Source organism: Streptomyces sp. NPDC020731 (assembly GCF_044334705.1).
Lineage (GTDB): Bacteria > Actinomycetota > Actinomycetes > Streptomycetales > Streptomycetaceae > Streptomyces.
Map to the genome: position 1 here is coordinate 67,221 of NZ_JBIRTN010000012.1, position 18,687 is coordinate 85,907.

An 18,687-nucleotide genomic window follows, 5' to 3' on the forward strand; every position below is an offset into this window, starting at 1 on the left:
CCCCCGTCTCCCGGAGCCGGAGTCGGTCAGATGTGCTCCGGCTCCGGAAGCGCTCCCGACTTCGCGGCCCGCGCGTACCACAGGGCGCTGGACTTCGGGGTCCGCTGCTGGGTCACGTAGTCGACGTACACCGCGCCGAAGCGCTTGTCGTAGCCGTACGCCCACTCGAAGTTGTCCATCAGGGACCACAGGTAGTAGCCGCGCACGTCCGCGCCGTCGGCGATGGCCCGGCGCACCGCCGAGAGGTGGCCGTGCAGATAGGCGACGCGGTCCGGGTCGTGCACCCTGCCGTCGGCGTCCGGCTTGTCGTCGAAGGCCGCGCCGTTCTCGGTGATGTAGATCGGCAGTCCGGGAGCCTCACGGTGGTAGCGCATGATCAGCTCGTGCAGGCCGGTCGGGTCGACGGACCAGCCCATCTCGGTCTGCTCGCCCGGTGACTGGTGGAAGGCGACGTCGTCCGTGGCGGGCCACGGCGAGTGCTCGCTCGCCCCGTGACCGTCTGCCCGCGGGCCCTTGGCGTCCGGGTCCGCCGCCGAGACCAGGGTGGGCGTGTAGTAGTTGAGGCCGAGCGCGTCCAGCGGCTGGTGGATCAGGTCCAGGTCGCCGTCCTGGATGCACGACCAGTCGGTGATCGACGAGGTCGCTTCCAGCAGCGTCTCCGGGTACGCGCCGTGCAGGATGGGGCCGTGGAAGATGCCGCCGGACAGGTCGTCGATCTTGCGCGCCGCCGCCACGTCCGCCGGGTCGCTCGGCGAGAGCGGCCGGACCACCGAGGTGTTGAGGCTGAGCGCGACGGAGTTGCGGGCCGGCATCACCGAGCGCAGCGCCTTGGTGCCCAGGCCGTGCGCCAGGTTCAGGTGGTGGGCGGCCTTCAGCGCGGCCGCCGGGTCGGTGCGGCCGGGGGCGTGCACACCGGAGGCGTACCCCAGGAAGGCGCTGCACCAGGGCTCGTTGAGCGTGATCCAGTTCTCCACGCGGTCGCCGAGCGCCTCGCCGACGATCCCCGCGTACTCGGCGAAGCGGTAGGCGGTGTCGCGCTCCGGCCAGCCGCCCGCGTCCTCCAGCTCCTGCGGCAGGTCCCAGTGGTAGAGGGTGACGGCCGGCTTGATGCCCTTCGCCAGCAGCTCGTCGACCAGCTTGCGGTAGAAGTCCAGACCGCGCTGCACGGCGGGGCCGCGGCCGGTGGGCTGCACCCGCGACCAGGAGACGGAGAAGCGGTAGGCGTTCAGGTTGAGGTCCGCCATCATCGCCACGTCATCGCGGTAGCGGTGGTAGTGGTCGTTGGCGATGTCACCGGTCTCGCCGCCGGCCGTCTTGCCCGGCGTGTGGCTGAAGGTGTCCCAGATGGAAGGCGTACGCCCGTCCTCCCGCACCGCCCCCTCGATCTGGTACGCGGAGGTCGCGGCGCCCCAGAGGAAGGCGGGGGGAAAGGTCACCGGGGTCGCCGGCGTTGCGGAGTCAGACATGGAAGCGCTCCCATAGGAGGTCGTGGAAGACCGACGAGTACGAAAGGAGGGGGGAGGGGCCGAGGCGGCGGTGACCCGGCCCCCAGGGGTACGAAGGCGAAGCGGGCGTCAGCCCTTGACGGCGCCCTGCATGATGCCGCCCACGATCTGCTTGCCGAAGATCGTGAAGACCAGCAGCAGGGGCAGCGTACCCAGCAGCGCACCCGCCATGATCAGGGACTGGTCCGGGGTGTACCCGCGGCCGAGGCCCGCGACCGCCACCTGCACGGTCGGGTTGCCGGTCTGGGTCAGCACCAGGAACGGCCACAGGAAGTCGTTCCAGGTCTGCACGAACATCAGCATGCCCAGCACGGCCATCGCCGGCCGCGCGGCCGGGAACACCACGTGCCAGATCACGCGCCAGCTGCTCGCGCCGTCCACCCTGGCCGCCTCGATGACCTCGTCCGGCAGCGCCTGGAGCAGGTACTGCCGCATGAAGAACACACCGAACGCGCTCACCAGGGACGGGAAGATGACCGCCTGCAGCTGGTCGGACCAGTCGAGCTTGGCGACCATCATGTACAGCGGGATGATGCTGAGCTGCGGCGGCACCATCATCGTGCCGATCACGATCAGCATCAGCGCGTTGCGGCCCTTGAAGCGCAGCTTGGCGAAGGCGAACCCGGCGATCGTCGACAGCACGACGATGGTCACCGCCGAGATGCCCGCCACGATCGTGGTGTTGAGGAAGGCCTCACCGAGGTTGGCGTCCTTCCAGGCGATCTCCAGGTTCTTGAACAGGTTGGAACCGAACCAGAGCGGCGGCGGGTTCTCCGCCAGCCGCTGGTTGTCCCGGGAGGCGGCGATCGCGGTCCACGCCAGCGGGAACAGCGACACGAGCGTGAACACGATCAGGATCGCGTACGCGATCGGGCCGCCGTGCAGCGTTCCGCCGGCCCGCGCGGACTTCGGCAGGCGCGGGCGCCTGGACTCCTTGGCGGGGGTGGTCTCGGGGGGCGTCACAGTCGTCGTCACGGCCACAACTCCTTAACTACTGGCGCGCAGCCGGCGCGAGATGAGCTGGTTGATGATGCCGATGACGATCAGGATCGCGAACATCGTCCAGGCGATCGCCGAGGCGCGGCCCAGGTGCTGGTTCACCCAGCCCTGCTCGTACAGGTACAGGCCGAGCGTCTGGAACTGGTGCTCGGCGCCGCCGGACGCGCCCTTGTTGGCGTCGAACAGCAGCGGCTCTCCGAAGACCTGGCTGGCGCCGATGGTGGAGACCACCACCGTGAACAGGATCGTCGGACGCAGCGAGGGCAGCGTCACGTGGATGAACTGCTTCCAGCGGCTGGCGCCGTCCAGCGCCGCCGACTCGTACAGGTCCTGCGGGATCGCCTGCATCGCGGCCAGGTAGATCAGCGCGTTGTAGCCGGTCCAGCGCCAGATGATGATCGCCGAGACGGCGAACTGCGAGGGCCACTTGTCGCCCTGCCAGTCGACCGGGTCGATCCCGATGAGGTCGAGACCCCAGTTGATCATGCCGTAGTCGTAGCCGAAGAGCAGTACGAAGACCAGGGAGGCGGAGGCGATCGAGGTGGCGTACGGCGCGAGCATCGCGACCCGGTAGAAGGTCGAGGCCCGCAGCTTGTAGTTGAGGATGTGGGCGATGCCCATCGCGATCAGCAACTGCGGAACGGTCGCGATGATGCCGATGGTCAGGGTGTTCTGCGCGGCGTTCCAGAAGAACTCGTCGTCGAAGATCCGGGTGTAGTTCTTCAGCCCGACCCAGCTCATGTCGGTCGGGGCGGTCAGCTCCACCTGGTGCAGCGAGGCCCAGCCCGTGTAGATCAGCGGGAACAGGCCGAAGGCGATGAACAGCAGGAAGAACGGCGAGACGAACGCGTACGGGCTCCAGCGCATGTCGCGCTGCCAGCGCCGGGACAGCTTGGCCCGGCGTCGTTGTTCCTTGTCCGCGGGCGCGGAGCCCCCGGGCGGACGGCCCGGGGCCGCGCCCCCCTTGACGGGGAGCGCGGCGGTGTCGTGGCGGGTGGCCATGTGGGTCACTTGTCCAGGCTGTTGTCGATGGTCTTGGTGGCCGTCTCCCAGGCCTCTTCGGCGGACTTGCCCTTGGTCACCAGGATGACGCCGTTGTCCGTCAGGCCCTGCTGGATGATCTGGTCCTTCGGGCCGATGACCTGGACCGGGATCTGCTTGGCGGCCTCGGAGAAGATCTCGCCGATCGGGGAGTCACCGGTCATCTCGTTCTTCGCGCCGGTCACCTCGGGGCTGTCGTACGCGGCCGGGGCGCTCGGGAAGCTGCCCTGCACCTTGAACAGCTTCGCCTGCTGCTCGGGCGCGGTCAGCCAGGCCACCAGCTTCTGCGCCTCCTCGACGTTCTTGCCGCTCTTCGGCACGCCGAGGAAGGAGCCGCCCCAGTTGCCGGACTTGGGCGCCACGGCCACGTCCCACTTGCCCGCGGCGTCCGGCTTGGCCTTGCCCTTGATGGTGCCGAGCATCCACGGCGGGCAGGCGACGGTGGCGAACTTGCTGTTGGCGATGGTCGTGTCCCAGGCCGGCTGGAACTGCGTCTGCGACTGGACCAGGCCCTTCTCGGCGGCCTCGGCGGTCAGGTTGAAGGCGTCCTTGACGGCCGGGTTGGTCTTGTAGATGACCTCGCCGGAGGCGTCGTAGAACTTCTCCTCCTCGCTGCTGAGGACGGCGTTGAGCAGGCCGCCGGGGGAGTCCATGAAGAAGGAGTCCTTGCCGGCGCCCTTCTTGTACTTCTCACCGGTCTCGATGAACTTGTTCCAGTCACCGGCCCACAGCTTGCCGACCTCCTCGCGGTCGGTCGGCAGGCCGGCCTTCTCGAAGAGGTCCTTGCGGTAACAGATGGCCATCGGGCCGACGTCGGTGCCGAGACCGATGGTCTGGCCGTCCTTGGTGGTGGCCTGCTCCCACTTCCAGGGCAGCCAGCCGTCCTTCTTCACGCCCTCGGCCTTGGACATGTCCGCGAACTTGTCCGCCTGGGTGCCGACGACCTCGGCGATGTTGGCGACCTCGATGGCCTGGACGTCCATCAGACCGCTGTTGGTGGTGAGGTGGTTCAGCAGAGCGGGGTAGTAGTTCTCGTTCCGCTCGACGACGGTCTGCTCGATCTTGATGTCCGGGTTCAGCTTCTCGTACTCGGCGTAGAGACCGGCCTCCTGGAAGCCCATGGTGCCGAACAGACCAAGCGTGATCTTGGTCTTGCCCTCGCTGTCGGACGAGGATCCGGAACCGCCGTCACTGCCGTCGTCGGCACAGCCGGCCAGCAGCCCGGTGCTCAGCGCCACCGCCGCCGCGACGGCCAGCGCCTTGCGGGTGATGGGCTTCCCCCCACCCGACCGCTGACGGGAGAGGGGGAGGGTACGTGCTCGCATTGCGTCCTCCTGTTGCCCTGACGTGCCGACCCCCCGGCCAACGGCTTTGTTGGACCCGTATCTTGCGCGTTGCGGCTCGGGCGGGGAACGTGCGGGTTGTGTATGTGTCAGGTACCGTGGGAGCGCTCCCACAAGTGATGTGTTGAAGAGTCGCGGGTCCGGGCGGGGGTGTCAAGGGAACAGACGCGGCAAAGTGCCTTCAGTTATCTGCCTGTTAACTTGACGCCGGACATCCGCCCCCGGAAACCCGGAGTCCGCCGGAGTCGCTCCCGGCGGTGGCCACCGTCACCGACGGGGCTGTTACATTCCAGGCCAGCGTGACATACGACGGAAGGCGGAGCCGATGGCAAGCCACGGAGCGCGGGGCCGGAGCGGCGGCCGGCCCACCCTCGAAGAGGTGGCCGCGCGCGCCGGTGTCGGCCGCGGCACGGTCTCCCGGGTGATCAACGGTTCGCCCCGGGTGAGCGACGCCACACGCGCCGCCGTGGAAGCCGCGGTCTCCGAGCTCGGTTACGTCCCGAACACGGCCGCCCGCGCCCTGGCCGCCAACCGCACGGACGCCATCGCCCTCGTCGTGCCCGAGCCGGAGACCCGGTTCTTCGCCGAGCCGTACTTCTCCGACATGCTCCGGGGTGTCGGCGCGGCGCTCTCCGACTCCCCGATGCAACTGCTGCTGATCTTCGCGGGCAGCGACCGGGAACGGCAGCGGCTCGCCGAGTACCTCGCCGCCCACCGGGTGGACGGGGTGCTGCTGGTCTCGGTGCACGCCGACGACCCGCTGCCCGACATGCTGTCCCAGCTGGAGATCCCGGCCGTGATCAGCGGCCCCCGCTCGGCCGCCGAAACACTCACCTCCGTGGACTCGGACAACTACGGCGGCGCCCGCCAGGCCGTCGAACACCTCATCGGCCGGGGCCGGCGCACCATAGCCCACATCACCGGCCGCCTCGACGTGTACGGCGCCCAGCGGCGCATCGACGGCTACCGCGACGCCCTGCGCGAGGCGGGCCACGAGACGGACGACCTGCTGATCGAACCGGGTGACTTCTCCGAGGACGGCGGCCGGCGCGCGATGGCGGCCCTGCTGGAACGCCGCCCCGACCTGGACGCCGTCTTCGCCGCCTCGGACGTCACCGCGGCCGGCGCCCGGCACGCCCTGCGCGACGCGGGCCGCCGCATCCCCGACGACGTGGCCCTGGTCGGCTACGACGACTCCGCCATCGCCCGCCACATGGACCCGCCGCTGACCAGCGTGCGCCAGCCGATAGAGGAGATGGGACGCGCGATGATCGACCTCCTCCTCGCCGAGGTCGCCGACCGCCGCCCGCCGGCGTCCCGGGAGCTGGAGCGTCGGCAGATGGTGCTGGCGACGGAGCTGGTGGGCCGCGCCTCGTCGTGACGCCTCGGTGCTCCGTGCCGGGGTCCGGGGCCTTCGGGCCCCGCCGGTGCGGAAGGTGCCGACGGCGACGCGGTGTGCCCCGCGCTCCCACCGCCGGGGGCCGGGGGCCCGCTCGTGGTCCCTGCGGTCCCGGTGCCGGTCATCGGCCCTGTGCCTGTTCGCCGACGACCACAGGTCGGCCCGCTGACATCCCGGTGCCGGAAACAAGTTCAGCCGGTGACCTCGATACAAGGTCACCGGCTGACTGGTGAGGGTGAGTGACGGGACTTGAACCCGCGACTTCCTGGACCACAACCAGGTGCTCTACCAGCTGAGCTACACCCACCATGGCCTTGTCGGTTGAGGTCAGTGACTTCTCCGACCGGCCGAGAAAAAGTGTACAGGGTCCGAAGGGGTGCTCGCGCACGGCTTTCCGCGAGTGCCTCCCAGGACCCCTCGGTGTCCCTACCGGGCAGGCAGTACGTGTTTGGCGGCGATCTTCCTCGCGGTGTCCGAGTCGGGCCCCGGCTGCGGTACGAAGACGGCCTCGCGGTAGTAGCGCAGCTCCGCGATGGACTCGCGGATGTCGGCGAGGGCGCGGTGGTTGCCGCTCTTCTCGGGGCTGTTGTAGTACGCCCTCGGGTACCAGCGGCGGGCCAGCTCCTTGATGCTGGACACGTCCACGATGCGGTAGTGGAGGTAGTCCTCCAGGGTCGGCATGTCCCGCAGCAGGAAACCGCGGTCGGTGCCGACGGAGTTGCCGCACAGGGGGGCCTTGCCGGGCTCCTTGACGTGTTCCCTCACGTAGTCGAGGACCCGCTGCTCGGCCTCCTCGAGCGTCGTGCCGCCCTCCAGTTCGGCGAGCAGTCCGGACGCGGTGTGCATCTCCCGCACCACCTCCGGCATCGTCTCCAGGGCCTGCTCCGGCGGGCGGATGACGATGTCCACGCCCTCGCCGAGCACGTTCAGTTCGGAGTCGGTGACGAGGGCGGCCACTTCGATGAGCGCGTCGTCCGACAGCGAGAGGCCGGTCATCTCGCAGTCGATCCACACCATGCGATCGTTCATGTGTCTAACCTTACGGGGCGCCGCGCCGCGCGGGACCGGGTGGCGGTACCCGTGGTGCGGGTGTGAACGTCACAGGGGCTGCCGCCCCGGGCCCCGCTCGGGCCGGGCGTGGCCCCGTCGGCACGGGCCCGACGGGCCGACGGGCGGAGGCCATGGCCTCCGCCCGTCGTTCACCGCTGTCGGCTCACGGAGCGCTGCGCTGGCCCGGGAAGGCCGAGGCCGTCAGGGACGGACCCAGGGCGCTGGCCGCCGCCGTGCGGCGGGACTGGTGCGGGAGCGGGTTGTCCGGGTGCAGGGCGGGCGGCGCCTGGTGTCCCTGCTGGCCGGACGGGAGGGCGCCCGGGGTGCCCTCGGTGTCCTGGTTCCGGTCGGCCTGCGGGCGCCGCGCGCGGTACGCGGACCGGTAGGCGGCCGGGGACGAACCCAGCTGGCGCCGGAAGTGGCCGCGCAGCGCGACCGGCGAGCGGAAGCCGCAGCGGCCGGCGACCTCGTCCACCGAGTAGTCCGATGTCTCCAGCAGGCGCTGCGCCTGGAGCACCCGCTGCGTGATCAGCCACTGCAGCGGCGCGCTGCCGGTCAGCGAGCGGAAGCGGCGGTCGAACGTACGACGGCTCATGTACGCGCGTGCCGCCAGCGTCTCCACGTCGAACTGTTCGTGGAGGTGCTCCAGCGCCCAGGCGACGACCTCGGCGAGCGGGTCGGCGCCGATCTCCTCCGGTAAAGACCTGTCCAGGTAGCGCTCCTGGCCTCCGCTGCGGCGCGGCGGCACCACCAGGCGGCGGGCCAGCGCGCCGGCCGCCTCGTTGCCGTGATCGGTGCGCACGATGTGCAGGCACAGATCGATTCCGGCCGCCGTGCCCGCGGACGTCAGCACGTCGCCGTCGTCCACGAAGAGTTCCCGTGGATCGACGTGCACCGACGGATAGCGTTTCGCCAGCGTCGGCGCGTACATCCAGTGTGTGGTCGCGGGACGGCCGTCCAGCAGGCCCGCCGCCGCGAGGACGAAGGCGCCGGTGCACAGCCCGACGATGCGGGCACCCTCCTCATGGGCCCGGCGCAGTGCGTCCAGGGCCTCCTCCGGCGGTGGCGAGGTGATCGAACGCCAGGCCGGCACCACGACGGTGCCCGCCCGGGATATCGCCTCCAGGCCATGCGGCGCGGTGAGTTCCAGGCCTCCCGTCGTCCGCAGCGGGCCCTCTTCGCCTCCGCTCACGAGCAAGCGGTAGCGCGGTACGCCGGCGTCCTGGCGGTCAACCCCGAACACCGACAGCGGTATGGAACTCTCGAAGATGGGGCCGCCGCTGAACAGCAGCACCGCGACGATCTCCTTGCGGCGGCGCCCGGAGAGTTTCCTGGCCGCCGTCTCCGGCGCGGCGGTGGAGTCGTGGCTCATACTGCTAAGCCCCCCTCGGTGGTCGCGGCACCCTCTATCCTTCGGGTCTGTCGCTCCAACACGTTTCCCCTCGGTCCTGCACGAGTCCCCCGCCGTAAGACATCAAGATCGAATCTACTGCGTCCCGTCACGCGCCGGTGGCCGGTTCGGCACCCGGTGCATTGTCGACTTGGCAACTTGGCGTGAAGCATTCGATCACGAAGCGTTGCACTCGTGGGCCGTGTGGGGAAGTGCGCCTTGTCGCAGTGGCCAATCCACGTAGGGTGCGCAGGGCCCGTCGGACCCTTTTCGTGCAGGTCGAACGGGGGTTGGGGGGTATGTGCGGCGGGGGATGCGCACAAGCCAGAAGTTGGCTGAAAAGATACGGGTGGAGGTGCGGAAACCGGTCAGTTGACCGGTGTCTCCCCGCCACCGTGCCACCGGTCCCGCCGCACCCCGGTTCCGGCCCGCCCGCGCCGGCCCCGCAAGGGCTCCGGCCCTTCCGGGGGCAGCCGGCACGAAGCGGCTCCGTGGCGCGGCTCACAGGACTCAACGCACGGCCGGCCCTTCGGTCACCGCGGGGCCGCGGCGGACCACTCGGCACGGCCCACTCCCACCGGCAGGTGAATCCCGTGCAAACCACCTGTACAGGGCAGCAACCATTGCGTGACGGGCGGACCCTCGTGCATGCTCCGGGGAACCCGCCTGCCGGTATGCGCGGGATCTGGGCTTAGGAGGCGTGCCGCCGTACCCTTGGGGGTATGGGGTTGGGAAGGTAATTCCCGGACACAGCTCCGCCGCACACTGTCGTCCCCCACAAAGGATCACAACCCCGAGACAGCCATGGCCGGTCACGAATTCTTCGAACCCGCGGACCGCAAGCGGCCGGTCGCCGATCCCACGGCGGCCGAACCCCTGGCGGCGGAGGAGCCACGCCATCCCTGCGATCCCGCGTTCCGGCACGGTGTGGTCGTCGGCTTCGACGGCTCCACCTCCAGTGAACGGGCCCTCGCCTACGCCATCGGCATGGCCCGGCGCTTCGGCTCGGGCCTGATCATCGTCCACGTCGCCAACCGGCTGCCCACCACGGTGTGGGCGGGGTGCGAGCCGCCGGTCTTCGTGGACGTCCCCGACCACCGCACGGAGGTGCTCGGACTCGAGCTCGCCTGTGCGGACTATCTGGCCGAGGTGCCGTGGATCCTCGTCGAGCGTGGTGGGGACATCTGCCATGAACTCGAAGAGGTGGGGCGGGAGTACGCCGCCGACGCGATCGTCGTGGGTTCCACCCACGGTCTCGTGGGGCGGCTTTTCGGGTCCGTCGCCGGGAGGCTGGCGAAGCGGGCGCAGCGGCCGGTTGTCGTCATTCCGTAAGTCTCATGGGCCCCTGTGCGGGGTGGCGGTACGTGGGGCCCGTGGCTGTGCTTCGGCCCGTGTGGGTGCGTGGGGGCTGGTCGCGCGGTTCCCCGCGCCCCTGGGGTGTCGGGCCGGCCGGGGTGGCGGAGGGTGGGGCGGTTCGTGTTCGCGGGGGCCGTGTTCGGCCCGGGACGGGTGCTGCGCTGCACCGGGGACCGGGGCAGCGCAGCGGTTCGCTTCTGCGAGGTGTCCTACTCGACCGTGACCGACTTCGCCAGGTTGCGCGGCTTGTCGATGTCCCTGCCGAGGGCCAAGGCCGTGTGGTAGGCGAGGAGTTGGAGGGGGATGCCCATGAGGATGGGGTCGAGTTCGTCCTCGTTCTTGGGGACGAGGATCGTGTGGTCGGCCTTCTCCTGGGCCTGGTGGGCGACCGCCACGATCCGGCCGCTGCGGGCCTTGATCTCCTCCATGGCCGCGCGGTTCTTCTCCAGCAGGTCGTCGTCCGGGACGATCGCGACCGTGGGGAGGGCCGGCTCGATCAGGGCCAGCGGGCCGTGCTTCAGCTCGGAGGCCGGGTACGCCTCGGCGTGGATGTAGGAGACCTCCTTGAGCTTCAGGGAGGCCTCACGGGCCACCGGGTAGCCCCTCACGCGGCCGATGAAGAGCATCGAGCGGGCCTCGGCGTACTCCAGGGCCAGCTTCTTGATCTCCTCCTCCTGCTCCATGATCTCGGAGATCTGGGCCGGGAGCCTGCGCAGGCCCTCGATGATCCGCTTGCCGTCACGCACCGACAGGTCCCGGGTGCGGCCCAGGTGCAGGGCGAGCAGGGCGAAGGCGACCGTGGTGTTGGTGAAGCACTTGGTGGACACCACGCAGACCTCGGGCCCGGCGTGGACGTAGACGCCGCCGTCCGCCTCGCGGGCGATCGCGGAGCCGACGACGTTGACCACGCCCAGCACCCGCGCGCCCTTGCGCTTCAGCTCCTGCACGGCCGCCAGCACGTCGTACGTCTCACCGGACTGCGAGACCGCGACGTACAGGGTGTCGGGGTCCACGACCGCGTTGCGGTAGCGGAACTCGGAGGCCGGCTCGGCGTCGGCGGGGATCCGGGCCAGCTCCTCGATCATCTGCGCGCCGATCATGCCGGCGTGGTACGAGGTGCCGCAGCCCAGGATCTTCACCCGGCGGATCCGGCGCGCCTCGCGGGCGTCCAGGTTGAGGCCGCCCAGGTGCACGGTGGAGAAGCGGTCGTCGATCCGGCCGCGCAGCACGCGGTCCACGGCCTCGGCCTGCTCGTGGATCTCCTTGTGCATGTAGGTGTCGTGGCCACCCATGTCGTACGACGCCGCCTCCCACTCCACGGTGGTCGGCTCGGCGGTCGTACGGGTGCCCTCGGTGGTGTAGGTGCGGAAGTCGTCGGCCTTCAGCGTCGCCATCTCGCCGTCGTCCAGCGTCACGATCTGGCGGGTGTGGGCGACCAGCGCGGCGATGTCCGAGGCGACGAACATCTCCTTCTCGCCGATGCCGAGCACGACCGGCGAGCCGTTGCGGGCCACCACGATGCGGTCCGGGAAGTCGGCGTGCAGAACGGCGATGCCGTACGTTCCCTCGATGAGGCGCACGGTCTCGCGGACCTTGTCCTCCAGCTTCTCGGCCGTCGAGCGGGCGACGAGGTGGACGAGGACCTCGGTGTCCGTCTCGGAGAGGAACTCGACCCCGTCCGCCTCCAGCTTGCGGCGCAGGTCGGAGGCGTTGTCGATGATGCCGTTGTGGACGACGGCGACCTTGCCCTCGGCGTCCAGGTGCGGGTGGGCGTTCACGTCGGAGGGGGCGCCGTGGGTGGCCCAGCGGGTGTGGGCGATGCCGGTGGTGCCCTTGAAGCGCGCCGGAACCTTGGCCTCCAGGTCGCGCACCCGGCCCTTGGCCTTGACCATCTTCAGGCCGGACGCCTTCGGCGACGTGACGGCGATGCCCGCCGAGTCGTAGCCGCGGTACTCCAGGCGCTGCAGGCCCTCGAGCAGCAGGGGAGCGACCTCACGCCTGCCGATGTATCCGACGATTCCGCACATATGAGTATGTTCCTAGCCGTAGACGATGCGGCGCAGTTGCCGGAGCGAGAGCTCGGGCGGGGCCACCGCGCGGTATCTGAGGTCCGCCTCGATCCGTTCGAAGATCGTCGCGTTCACCAGGCCCTGGGCCTGGAGCTCGCGGTGGCGGCGACGGACGTACTCCTCGGTCGTCTCGTCGAAGTAGGCGAGCACGTCCTGGACCACGCGCAGCGCCTCGCCCCGGCTGAGGGGCGTGGACCGCGTCAGATGATCAACGAGTTCGTCGTGCACCCGATGATCCTGAGGTACCGGCCGCGGTTTCGCAAGAATCGTGCCCGATTCCGGGCAGGACTCACCGGCGGTGCTCAGGCTCGGCTACATGCGCTTGAGGATCGCCTGCTTGGCGAGGGTGAACTCCTCGTCCGTCAGCACCCCGGACCGGTGCAGCTCGCCCAGCTCCCGCAGCCGGCGCAGCAGGGCGTCGTGGTCGTCCTCGGCCGGGGCGGGGGCCGCCTGCGGCCGGGCGGCCGCGAGCTCCCGCGGGGGCTCGTCGACGGGTGCGGCCGGGTGCGGCAGACGGGCCTGGACGGCGGCGGCGACGAGCGCCATCAACGGGTCCTTCTTGAAGCCCCACAGCTCCACCGCGTTGGGGTCGTACTTGGCGGGCGCCTTGGTGGGGGAGTGCCGCACGGAGAAGCGGAGGTGGCCGTTCTCCAGTCCGACCGCCGGCTGCCACTCCACGCCGGTCAGGTCCGCCATCGCCAGGGTGCGGGTGCCGCCGGCGGCCTTGGCGTCCTCCGCCTTCCAGTTCCACTCCAGCCGGATGCGCTCGCCGTCGAAACTCACCGTGCCGTCCCCGGCGGAGACGGACAGCGGCACGGACGGACCGGGCAGCAGATACCCGGTCACCGGGTCGGCGGGGATCCGGTCCAGCAGCAGGGCGGTGCGGACCTCCTCCGTGAAGTACTCGGCGACGCCGTAGCGGTCGGAGTCGACGATCAGCTGGTAGGGGTCGTGCGGCTCGGTGAGCCGGCCGCCGGTCGCGTGCAGCAGGGGGTCGGCGCCGTCGCGCAGCCGCAGCCTGAGCCGTCCCGTCCTCTTGCCCTGCTCCAGCGAGATGCCCGCCAACGCCGTCAGCGGCAGCACCAGTTCACCCAGGGTCCTGCGGAGCAGTCCGACGTTCTTGTCCCGCCCGGGAGTCAGCCGCAGGGCGTCCCCGTCGAAGGTCCAGGTGCCGTCCTTCTGGATGATTTCCGCCATGGGGGGATTGTTCCACCGGATCTGCGGGAGGGCGGTCCGCACCCGTCCGGCTTCCCTTGCGGAGCCGCGGAGTTCAAGGGTGTCCGTGCCGACGGGCACCCCCAAGGACCGTACTCCGGGGTGCCCGTCCGTTGGTGGGTCAGCGCCCCGCGAGGGGGTTCTTCAGGGTGCCCACCAGCTGGAGCGCGCCGGACGGGTCCGTGAGGTCCACCATCTGCTTGTTGTCGCGGAGCTGGAGGCGGTTGAGGCAGGAGAGGGCGAACTCGGGGGCGAACATGTCGTACCGGGTGAACTTGTCGGCGAGTTCGGGGACCGAGGCCTGGTACTCGCGGGTGATGTCCGCGACCGTGCCCCAGAAGGCGTCCTCGTCCAGGACGCCCTCCTCGGCGAGGTCCGCCGCGAGGAAGCGGAAGAAGCAGTCGAAGACGTCCGTGAAGATCGACAGGAGCTTCGTGTCGTCCGGGACCTCCACCCGGATGCGGGACACCTCCGGCGGCAGCACCGCGTCCGGGTCCATCACCGCGATCTCCTCGGCGATGTCCTTGTAGACCGCCCGCCGCACCACCCCGTCCTCCAGCACGAGGATCACGTTCTCGCCGTGCGGCATGTACACCAGGTCGTAGGCGTAGAAGCTGTGCAGCAGCGGGACGTAGTACGCCCGCAGGTAGTGCCGCAGCCACTCGGCCGGAGCGAGCCCCGACCGTTCGATCAGCGCGCCCGCGAAGGACTTCCCCTCGTGGTCGACGTGGACCAGCGAGGCCATGGTGGCGAGCGACTCGCCGTCCTCGAGGGAGGGCACCGGGCTCTCCCGCCACAGCGCGGCCAGCATCTTCCGGTACGGTGAGTAGCGGTCCGTGGCCTGCTCGTACTCCAGGTGCCGGTAGCCCACGGCGGCCCGCTCGCGGATGATCGACAGCCCGGTGGCCCGCAGCACCGGATCGTTGTCGATGATCCGGGCCAGCCAGTCGTTGATCGCCGGGGTCGCCTCCATGTAGGCGGCGGACAGTCCGCGCATGAAGCCCATGTTGAGGACGGACAGGGCCGTCTTCACATAGTGCTTCTCGGGGTGCGAGGTGTTGAAGAAGGTACGGATGGACTGCTGGGCCAGGTACTCGTCGTCGCCCTCGCCCAGGCAGACCAGGTGCCCGCGCGCCACCTCGGCGGCGAAGGTGACGGACAGCTTGTTCCACCACTGCCAGGGGTGGACGGGGACGAGGAGGTAGTCCTCGGGGTCGAGGTCCTGGTCGCGCAGGACGCCGTGGAAGCCCTCGACGGTCTCCTCACCCAGCTCCTGCCGGATGAACGACTCGTACGCGATCCCCGCCCCCGCCGTGAACGCGGCCCGTGAGCGGTGCGCGGCCAGCCACACCAGCCGGACCGGGTTCGCGGTCTCCGGCGCGTACGACAGGTACTCGTGGACGCCGAAGCCGAGCCGCCCGTTGTTGGCGACGAAGCAGGGGTGGCCCTCGGTCATCCCGGTCTCGATGGCCTGGAAGCCGGCGTCGACCAGCTCGGCGACCGGGACCTGCGGCTTGGTGAGCTTGTAGCAGGTGCCGGAGAGGGTGGAGGAGATCTCCTCCAGGTACACCGGCAGGATCTCCTCGCTCAGGCCCAGCGACTTCTGCAGCTCGATGAAGAAGTCGAGTGCCGCGAGCGGGAGTTCGGTGTCGTCGCGGTGACGGGTGATCGAGGCTGCGTCGATCACCCAGTGGTCCAGCGCGCGGAGCTTCGCCGTGAAGGCGTACCGGGTCAGACCGTCGTCGCTGCGGACGACGTACCCGCCGTCGCCGGTGGCCTCCGGCGTGATGAGCCGCTCGTGCGCGAACTCGGCGAGCGCCTTGCGGATCAGCAGGCGGTTGGCCCGCGCCCAGCGGTGGGGGGACAGATGCGCCACGGCGTCGGACAGGGTCATGCGGATACTCCTCGGGCGGCCTCGAACTGTGCGCGCGTGCAGAAGCTCAGCAGCGCGCGCTTCTCCGGCTTGTCGATCTCACGTACGGGTGCGAAGCCGACGGCCTCGTTCAGCGCGTGCACGGCCTTGTTGGTCACGTCCGGCTCGACCACGACCCGCCGGGTGTCCGGGTCGGCGAACAGCTCCTCCATCACGGCGGTGATGACGGCCCGGGTGAAGCCGTGGACCGGCCGGTCGGTGGGGGCGACCAGGAAGTGCATGCCGACATCGCCGGGCTCGGGGTCGTACAGGCCGACGAGTTCGACGTACCGCGGGTCGTACTTCTCCATCAGGAAGGCCGGTTCGCCGTCGTGCAGGCCCAGGTAGGCGTGGTGGTGCTCGTGGGCGGCGATCCGCATGTACTCACGCTCGACGTCCTGGAGCCGCGCGTCCTGCATCATCCAGAAGGCCGCCTTGGGGTCGGTGACCCAGCGGTGCAGCAGCCCGGCGTCCTTCAGCGGGTCCAGGGGGCGGACGGTGAACGTACCGATGCTCGTCCTGCTCATACGGCGAACTCCTGGAACGCGATGGTCTTCTCGACGGGGTAGTACTCGGTGCCGAGCAGTTCGCGGATGATGGTCGCGTTCCGGTACGGGCCCATTCCCAGGTCGGGGCTGGTGACGCTGTGCGTGTGGACGCCGGCGTTCTGCAGGAAGATGCCGTGGCCGGTGACGTCGATGGCGTAGTCGCGGCTCACGTCGAAGCGGCCGTGGCCGTCGAAGCGGATCCGCTCGCGGACCGGGTCGAGGAAGGCCGGCGGCTCGTAGTGGTAGCCGGTGGCCAGCACCAGGCCCTCGGTGCGGATCTCGAAGTCCTTGTCCTGCTCGTCCTGGTGGAAGCCGAGCGTGTAGCCGCCGTCCTCGTACCGGGCGGTGGTGAGCGAGGAGTTGGTGAGCAGCCGGGTGGGGACGCCGCGGTCGCCGCTCTCGACGTTCTTCTGGTACAGCAGGTCGAAGATGGCGTCGATCAGCTCCGAGTTGATGCCCTTGAACAGGCCCTTCTGCTGCTTCTCCAGCCGGTAGCGGGTCTCCTCGGGCAGCGCGCGGAAGTAGTCGATGTAGTCGGGGGAGGTCATCTCCAGGGTCAGCTTGGTGTACTCCAGCGGGAAGAACCGCGGGGAGCGGGTGACCCAGTTCAGCCGGTAGCCGTGGACGTCGATCTCGGAGAGCAGCTCGTAGTAGATCTCGGCGGCGCTCTGTCCGCTGCCGACGACCGTGACCGACTCCTTCTTCAGCAGCTCCGCCTTGCGCTGCATGTACCGCGCGTTGTGGAAGAGGTCGCCGTCGAGGCCGCGGCACGGCTGAGGGACGAACGGCACGGTCCCGGTGCCGAGCACCAGGTGCCGGGCGCGGTACGTCTCACCGGCCGCCGTCGCCACGGCGTACAGCTCGTCGCTCTCGTCGTACGTCACCTCGGTGACCGTCGTGCCGAAGCGGATGCTGCTCAGCTTGCCGGCGGCCCAGCGGCAGTAGTCGTCGTACTCGACCCGCAGCGGGTAGAAGTTCTCGCGTATGTAGAACGAGTACAGCCGGCCCTTCTCCTTCAGGTAGTTGAGGAAGGAGTACGGGGACGTCGGATCGGCCAGGGTGACCAGGTCCGACATGAACGGGGTCTGCAGGTGGGCGCCGTCGAGGAACATCCCGGCGTGCCACGCGAAGTCGGGCTTGGACTCCAGGAAGACGCCGTTCAGTTCGCCGATGGGCTCGGTGAGGCAGGCGAGGCCGAGGTTGAAGGGGCCCAGTCCGATCCCCACGAAGTCGTGGGTCGTGTTCGTGGTGTCAGGAAGCGCGGTCAAGGGACTCTCCCAGGTACTGCTCGGCGTGGCCGGCGATCAGATCGAGGACGGTGGTGATGTCGGACGTCGTGGTCTCGGGGTTCAGCAGGGTGAACTTCAGGTAGTGGCGCCCCGCCACCTTGGTGCCCGCGACCACCGCGTCACCGGAGGCGAACAGGGCCTTGCGGGCGTACAGGTTGGCCCGGTCGATCTCGGCGGGGTCGGTGACGGCGGCCGGGATGAAGCGGAAGACCAGGGTGGACAGGCTCGGCTCGACCACGACGTCGAAGCGGGGATCGGTGGCCAGCAGTTTCCAGCCCTCGGCGGCCAGGTCGCACACCTCGTCGAAGAGCTGCCCGATGCCGTCGGCGCCCATCACGCGCAGCGTCATCCACAGCTTGAGCGCGTCGAAGCGGCGGGTGGTCTGCAGGGACTTGTCCACCTGGTTGGGGATACGTTCCTGCACCATGCGGCGCGGGTTGAGGTACTCGGCGTGGTACGTGGCGTGCCGCAGCGTGGCCGCGTCGCGCACCAGCACGGCCGACGAACTGACCGGCTGGAAGAAGGACTTGTGGTAGTCGACGGTGACGGAGTCGGCGCGCTCGATGCCGTCGACGCGGTCCCGGTACTTCAGCGAGGCGAGCAGGCCGCAGCCGTAGGCGGCGTCGACGTGCATCCAGGTGCCGTACTGCGCGCACAGTTCGGCGATCTCCGGCAGCGGGTCGATGGAGCCGAAGTCGGTGGTGCCGGCGGTGGCGACGACGGCCATGGGGACCAGGCCCGCCTCGGCGCAGCGCTCCAGCTCGCGGGCGAGGGCGACGGTCTGCATGCGCTTGTCGTGGTCGACGGGTATCGCCACCACGGCGTCGGGTCCGAGACCGAGCAGTTTCGCGGACTTCTTCACGCTGAAGTGACTGGCCTCGGAGGCGAAGATCCGCAGTGCGGCCAGGTCGGCCCCTCCTTCCCGCCCCGGCTTGGCCTCCTCGCGGGCCAGCAGCAGTGCCTGGAGGTTGGACTGGGTGCCGCCGGAGGTGAACACGCCGTCGGCGGCCGGGCCGAGGCCGATGCGGCCCGCCGTCCAGTCGATGATCTTCCGCTCGATGAGGGTGCCGCCGGCCGACTGGTCCCAGGTGTCCAGGGAGGAGTTGACGGCGGAGAGCACCGCCTCGCCGAGCACGGCCGGGATGACGACCGGGCAGTTGAGGTGGGCGAGGTAGCGGGGGTGGTGGAAGTAGACGGCGTCCCGGAGGTAGACGTCCTCCAGTTCGTCCAGTACGGCGGTGGTGTCGTACAGCGGCCGGTCGAGGTCGATGCCGTCGATGCGGGGGGAGAGCGCGTCGACGGTGACGCCGGTGAACGGCCGGTCGGTGGTGGCGAGTTTGGCCGCCACCCGCTCGACTCCTTCGGTCACGGAGCGGCGGTAGTGCTCCGCGGTGGTGTCGTTGAGCAGGTGCGAGCGCATGTGGGGGTCCTCCGGTGGGGACGATCCGGTGCGGGAAAGGGCCGGTGGTGAAAAACTTAGGTGAGCCTAACCTAACTTTTTCGGACTTAAACCTGCCTCGGCCGTGACTGTTGTCACTCCTGCACCAGGTGTAATCGGGGTCAAATCCGTT

15 protein-coding genes and 1 tRNA gene are annotated in these 18,687 nt (G+C 69.7%); 2 read left to right on the forward strand and 14 right to left on the reverse strand.

All coding sequences use genetic code 11. From position 1 onward, the window contains the following. Window positions 1-26: 26 nt before the first annotated feature. The 4 genes from ACH4VX_RS19845 to ACH4VX_RS19860 all read right to left on the reverse strand — a co-directional run bounded on the left by ACH4VX_RS19845 (window position 27) and on the right by ACH4VX_RS19860 (window position 4,870). Window positions 27-1,466 (reverse strand): GH1 family beta-glucosidase, encoded by a 1,440-nt coding sequence (locus tag ACH4VX_RS19845; RefSeq protein ID WP_398368707.1) that lies wholly within the window; start codon window positions 1,464-1,466, stop codon window positions 27-29. Between the two features lie 108 nt (window positions 1,467-1,574). After that, the gene (locus tag ACH4VX_RS19850) at window positions 1,575-2,480 is read right to left on the reverse strand and encodes a carbohydrate ABC transporter permease (protein ID WP_398368708.1); all 906 of its coding nucleotides are present in this window, start codon (window positions 2,478-2,480) and stop codon (window positions 1,575-1,577) included. Window positions 2,481-2,492: 12 nt separating this feature from the next. After that, window positions 2,493-3,506, reverse strand: a complete 1,014-nt coding sequence (locus ACH4VX_RS19855) for a carbohydrate ABC transporter permease (protein WP_398368895.1) — start codon at window positions 3,504-3,506, stop codon at window positions 2,493-2,495. A gap of 5 nt (window positions 3,507-3,511) precedes the next feature. After that, on the reverse strand, window positions 3,512-4,870 hold the full coding sequence (locus ACH4VX_RS19860) for an ABC transporter substrate-binding protein (protein WP_398368709.1): 1,359 nt from the start codon (window positions 4,868-4,870) through the stop codon (window positions 3,512-3,514). A 343-nt stretch (window positions 4,871-5,213) separates the two neighbouring features. Between ACH4VX_RS19860 and ACH4VX_RS19865 the strand changes: the two genes are divergently transcribed. Beyond that, entirely contained in the window at window positions 5,214-6,269 is a 1,056-nt protein-coding gene (locus tag ACH4VX_RS19865) for a LacI family DNA-binding transcriptional regulator (RefSeq protein WP_398368710.1), read from the forward strand. A gap of 252 nt (window positions 6,270-6,521) precedes the next feature. On the opposite strand, the gene ACH4VX_RS19870 is transcribed toward ACH4VX_RS19865, so the two are convergent. The 3 genes from ACH4VX_RS19870 to ACH4VX_RS19880 all read right to left on the reverse strand — a co-directional run bounded on the left by ACH4VX_RS19870 (window position 6,522) and on the right by ACH4VX_RS19880 (window position 8,709). Then, window positions 6,522-6,594, reverse strand: a tRNA-His gene (locus tag ACH4VX_RS19870). Window positions 6,595-6,713: 119 nt separating this feature from the next. Next, window positions 6,714-7,316, reverse strand: a complete 603-nt coding sequence (orn, locus tag ACH4VX_RS19875; protein WP_398368711.1) for an oligoribonuclease — start codon at window positions 7,314-7,316, stop codon at window positions 6,714-6,716. Between the two features lie 184 nt (window positions 7,317-7,500). Beyond that, entirely contained in the window at window positions 7,501-8,709 is a 1,209-nt protein-coding gene (locus ACH4VX_RS19880) for a GlxA family transcriptional regulator (RefSeq protein WP_398368712.1), read from the reverse strand. 822 nt (window positions 8,710-9,531) lie between these two features. Between ACH4VX_RS19880 and ACH4VX_RS19885 the strand changes: the two genes are divergently transcribed. Continuing rightward, window positions 9,532-10,059, forward strand: coding sequence for a universal stress protein (locus tag ACH4VX_RS19885; protein WP_383344950.1), 528 nt, complete (start codon window positions 9,532-9,534; stop codon window positions 10,057-10,059). Window positions 10,060-10,292: 233 nt separating this feature from the next. On the opposite strand, the gene glmS is transcribed toward ACH4VX_RS19885, so the two are convergent. The 7 genes from glmS to desA all read right to left on the reverse strand — a co-directional run bounded on the left by glmS (window position 10,293) and on the right by desA (window position 18,536). After that, window positions 10,293-12,110, reverse strand: coding sequence for a glutamine--fructose-6-phosphate transaminase (isomerizing) (gene glmS, locus ACH4VX_RS19890; RefSeq protein ID WP_398368713.1), 1,818 nt, complete (start codon window positions 12,108-12,110; stop codon window positions 10,293-10,295). A gap of 12 nt (window positions 12,111-12,122) precedes the next feature. After that, window positions 12,123-12,380: a hypothetical protein gene (locus tag ACH4VX_RS19895; RefSeq protein ID WP_030217181.1), complete on the reverse strand. Its 258-nt coding sequence runs from the start codon at window positions 12,378-12,380 to the stop codon at window positions 12,123-12,125. A gap of 84 nt (window positions 12,381-12,464) precedes the next feature. Further along, window positions 12,465-13,349: a DUF4429 domain-containing protein gene (locus ACH4VX_RS19900; protein WP_398368714.1), complete on the reverse strand. Its 885-nt coding sequence runs from the start codon at window positions 13,347-13,349 to the stop codon at window positions 12,465-12,467. A gap of 139 nt (window positions 13,350-13,488) precedes the next feature. Further along, on the reverse strand, window positions 13,489-15,261 hold the full coding sequence (locus tag ACH4VX_RS19905) for an IucA/IucC family protein (RefSeq protein ID WP_398368715.1): 1,773 nt from the start codon (window positions 15,259-15,261) through the stop codon (window positions 13,489-13,491). Further along, window positions 15,258-15,806 carry a GNAT family N-acetyltransferase gene (locus tag ACH4VX_RS19910; RefSeq protein ID WP_398368716.1) on the reverse strand — a complete coding sequence of 183 codons (549 nt, stop codon included), beginning with the start codon at window positions 15,804-15,806 and terminating at the stop codon, window positions 15,258-15,260. Before ACH4VX_RS19910 ends, ACH4VX_RS19905 begins: the two co-directional genes overlap by 4 nt. Then, entirely contained in the window at window positions 15,803-17,095 is a 1,293-nt protein-coding gene (locus ACH4VX_RS19915; RefSeq protein WP_398368717.1) for a lysine N(6)-hydroxylase/L-ornithine N(5)-oxygenase family protein, read from the reverse strand. Before ACH4VX_RS19915 ends, ACH4VX_RS19910 begins: the two co-directional genes overlap by 4 nt. Then, window positions 17,079-18,536: a lysine decarboxylase DesA gene (gene desA / locus ACH4VX_RS19920; RefSeq protein ID WP_398368718.1), complete on the reverse strand. Its 1,458-nt coding sequence runs from the start codon at window positions 18,534-18,536 to the stop codon at window positions 17,079-17,081. Before desA ends, ACH4VX_RS19915 begins: the two co-directional genes overlap by 17 nt. Window positions 18,537-18,687: the final 151 nt, after the last annotated feature.